This is a genomic window from Pseudomonas sp. K2I15 (genome assembly GCF_002204795.1).
In the GTDB taxonomy this organism is placed as follows: Bacteria; Pseudomonadota; Gammaproteobacteria; order Pseudomonadales; family Pseudomonadaceae; genus Aquipseudomonas.
In genome coordinates this window covers 1-2,921 of sequence record NZ_NIXO01000133.1, presented here as the reverse complement: position 1 = coordinate 2,921, position 2,921 = coordinate 1, and the positions used below count along the sequence as shown (strand labels likewise).

The following is a 2,921-nucleotide window of genomic DNA, read 5'->3' as shown; positions in this document are numbered from 1 at the left end:
GGCTTGCTGTGGTGAGGGGGCTTGTCCCCCGTCGGGTTCACCACAGATTGATGGGGCTGCTTCGCAGCCCAACGCGGGGCAAGCCCGCTCACCACAGCAAGCCCGCTCCCACCTTTGATTGCATGCATTGCGATAGAACTTCTCCGCCCGCCCTCGCCTCATAACTAACAAGCCCATTTCCCCGGCAACCCCATGGACCTTGTTATCGCCCGGCCCGAAGGCCTCTACTGCCCCGCCGGGGATTTCTATATCGACCCCTGGCGCCCGGTGGAGCGCTCGGTCATCACCCACGCCCACGGCGATCACGCCCGCACCGGTAATCAACACTACCTGGCCGCCGCCCCCGGCGAAGGCATCCTGCGCTCGCGCCTGGGCCAGGACATCAACCTGCAAACACTGGCCTACGGCGAAACATTGCGCCACCACGGCGTTACCTTAAGTTTCCACCCCGCCGGCCACGTGCTCGGTTCGGCCCAGGTGCGCCTGGAATACCAGGGCGAAGTGTGGGTCGCCTCCGGTGACTATAAAGTCGAACCTGACGGCACCTGCGCGCCGTTCGAACCGGTGCGCTGCCATACCTTTATTACCGAATCGACCTTCGGCCTGCCGATCTACCGCTGGCAGCCCCAGGCGCAGATTTTTGCCGGGATCAACGACTGGTGGCAGGCCAATATCGCGGCCGGCAAGGCCAGCGTGTTGTTCTGCTATTCCTTCGGCAAGGCCCAGCGAATTCTCCACGGCATCGACGCCAGCATCGGCCCGATCCTCAGCCATGGCGCGGTCGAGCCCCTGAACCGGGTGTACCGCGAAGCCGGCGTCTATATCCCCGAAACCCTCTACGCCGGTGATTTCAAAAAGACCGATCCCCTGCTGCGCCAAGCCCTGATCATCGCCCCGCCCTCGGCCGGTGGCAGTACCTGGATGCGCCGTTTCGGCGATTACAGCGACGCCTTCGCCAGCGGCTGGATGCGCCTGCGCGGCACCCGGCGGCGGCGCGGGGTGGATCGCGGTTTTGTGCTCTCGGACCACGCCGATTGGCCCGGCCTGTTATGGGCCATCGAACAAACTGGCGCAGAGCGGGTAATGGTCACCCACGGTTCTGTGGGTGTATTGGTCCGGCACTTGCGGGAAAAGGGCCTGGATGCCCAGGGATTCACCACCGAATACGGCGATGACGAAGAGGAAGCCGCGTCATGAAAGCCTTCGCCGAGCTGTACGCCAACCTCGACGCCACCACCTCCAGCAACGCCAAACTCGCTGCCTTGCAGGCCTATTTCCTAACGGCGCCTGCGGAAGATGCAGCATGGGCGGTGTACTTTTTATCCGGCGGCCGGCCACGGCAACTGGTGCCCACGCGATTGCTGCGGGACATGGCCACCGAAGCCGCCGGCATTGAGCCGTGGTTGTTCGAAGAGAGTTATCAGTCGGTGGGCGACCTGGCAGAAACCATTTCCCTGTTGTTACCGGAATCGCCCCAGACCTCGGACGACGGTTTGGCGGTGTGGCTGGAAGAAAAACTCCTGCCCCTGCGTGGCCTGCCGCCGGAAGAACTGGCCGAACGCCTGCCCGCCTTGTGGGCACAACTGGATCAACCGAGCCTGATGCTGTGCATCAAGCTGATCACCGGCAGCTTTCGGGTCGGCGTGTCAAAGTTGCTCGTCACCCGCGCCCTCGCCGCCATGGCCGAGTTGGACAGCAAGCGCGTGGCCCAGCGCCTGGGGGGCTACACCGACCTGTCGAACCGCCCGACCGCCGAAGGCTATTTGAAACTGATTGCCGCCGAATCGTCCGACGAGCACGCCCAACGTGGCGGGCAGCCTTATCCGTTTTTTCTCGCCCACGCCTTGGCCCAACCGGTGGAGCAATTCGATGCTTTGCTCGGCGCCCCCGCTGACTGGCAAGTGGAATGGAAGTGGGACGGCATCCGCGCACAACTGGTCAAGCGCGAAGGCCGCTTGTGGATCTGGTCGCGGGGCGAAGAGTTGGTCACCGACCGCTTCCCCGAACTCCACGACCTGGTGCACGGCCTGCCCGACGGCACGGTGATCGACGGCGAAATCGTGGTGTGGAAAGCCTCGGTACAACCCTTCGCCCTGCTGCAACAGCGCATCGGCCGCAAAACCCTGAGCAAGAAAATCCTCGAAGACGCCCCGGTCGCGGTGCTGGCCTATGACCTGCTGGAACACCACGGCGAAGACTGGCGCAACCACACCCAAGCCGAGCGTCGGGCGCAACTGGAGCAGGTGATTACCGACTGCGCCCAGCCAACGCTGCGGGCTTCGCCATTGCTGAGCGGCGACAGTTGGCAGGCATTGGCGCAGCAACGTGAAGCCTCCCGCAGCCTGGGCGTGGAAGGCATGATGCTCAAGGCGCGGGACGGCCTCTACGGCGTGGGCCGGACCAAGGACATGGGCGTGTGGTGGAAGTGGAAAGTCGAGCCGTTCAGTGTCGACGCGGTATTGATCTATGCCCAGCGCGGCCATGGCCGGCGCGCCAGCCTGTACAGCGACTACACCTTCGCTGTGTGGGACGGCCCGCCCGGCAGCGAACGCACCCTGGTGCCGTTCGCCAAGGCGTATTCGGGGCTGACCGACGAAGAAATGCGCAAGGTCGATGCAATTATCCGCAAGACCACCGTGGAGAAATTCGGCCCGGTGAGCAGTGTTACCCCAAGCCTGGTGTTTGAACTAGGGTTCGAGGGGATCGCCCTGTCCAAGCGGCACAAGAGCGGGATCGCCGTGCGTTTCCCCAGGATGTTGCGCTGGCGCCAGGACAAGTCCGTCGAGGAAGCCGACAGCCTGGCGACCCTGCAGGATTTACTGGCCTGACACCTCTCTCACAAACGCCACCGATCAATGTGGGAGCGGGCTTGCTCGCGAAGGCGCAGCGTCAGTCACTGAATATGTTTCTGACGCACCGCC

Annotated in this window: 2 protein-coding genes; both read left to right on the top strand. The window is 63.8% G+C overall.

Annotated elements, in window-relative coordinates:
* The first annotated feature begins 192 nt into the window (after positions 1-192).
* Entirely contained in the window at positions 193-1,197 is a 1,005-nt protein-coding gene (locus tag CEC48_RS30720; RefSeq protein WP_088427244.1) for a ligase-associated DNA damage response exonuclease, read from the top strand.
* Complete coding sequence (locus tag CEC48_RS30715) at positions 1,194-2,828, top strand: ATP-dependent DNA ligase (RefSeq protein ID WP_088427243.1); 1,635 nt, start codon at positions 1,194-1,196, stop codon at positions 2,826-2,828. The genes CEC48_RS30720 and CEC48_RS30715 overlap by 4 nt, the downstream gene beginning before the upstream one ends.
* Positions 2,829-2,921: the final 93 nt, after the last annotated feature.

What these genes read in the sequence shown, in the direction of transcription:
- CEC48_RS30720 (WP_088427244.1), top strand. Translation starts at nt 193, where the DNA reads ATGGACCTTGTTATCGCCCGGCCCGAAGGCCTCTACTGCCCCGCCGGG.
- CEC48_RS30715 (WP_088427243.1), top strand. Translation starts at nt 1,194, where the DNA reads ATGAAAGCCTTCGCCGAGCTGTACGCCAACCTCGACGCCACCACCTCC.